The organism is Cedecea sp. B1(4) (assembly GCF_059414925.1).
On sequence record NZ_JCAHMZ010000347.1, the window covers coordinates 1 to 427 of the forward strand.

At 60.9% G+C, this 427-nt stretch carries 1 protein-coding gene; it reads right to left on the reverse strand.

The genetic code is table 11. The features are described from left to right. A partial coding sequence (locus ACR6JA_RS23230) for a hypothetical protein (RefSeq protein WP_494599888.1) occupies positions 1–290 on the reverse strand: 290 nt, incomplete at its 3' end. Positions 291–427 lie beyond the last annotated feature (137 nt).

Genomic DNA, 427 nt, shown 5'->3' on the forward strand with positions numbered 1-427 from the left:
TGCTCGACAAAGAAGCTGCGAGCGCCGTAGTCGCCCTGCCATGAAACGCTGAAAGACAGTCCGGACAGCGCGTACACGACGGGTTCAACGCTGCCCCGGTGCATGCTGTTCATCTGCGTGAGTTCGCTCGCACACTCGTAGCAAGCGATTCCGCCCACCTTGCCGATGCGTTCGCGCCACTCGGCCACCTCATTCAAGGCGACGGCCAGAAACCCGACTTGCCAGTCGGACAAGCCGGTGCCACTGAGCAAGATCGTCGCCGCCTGCTCGGCGGTGTATCCAGTCTCCATGCTTCCATCGATTCGTGATCGGAGGTGGGCGAGGGCGTCGCGTTCACCTGGGCGGTTTGCGCGTGCGGGTGTTGCGCGGCTGCGGGGCTGCTTCATGATCATGTGCATCCAAATCGCCCATTATGCAATAAATATTG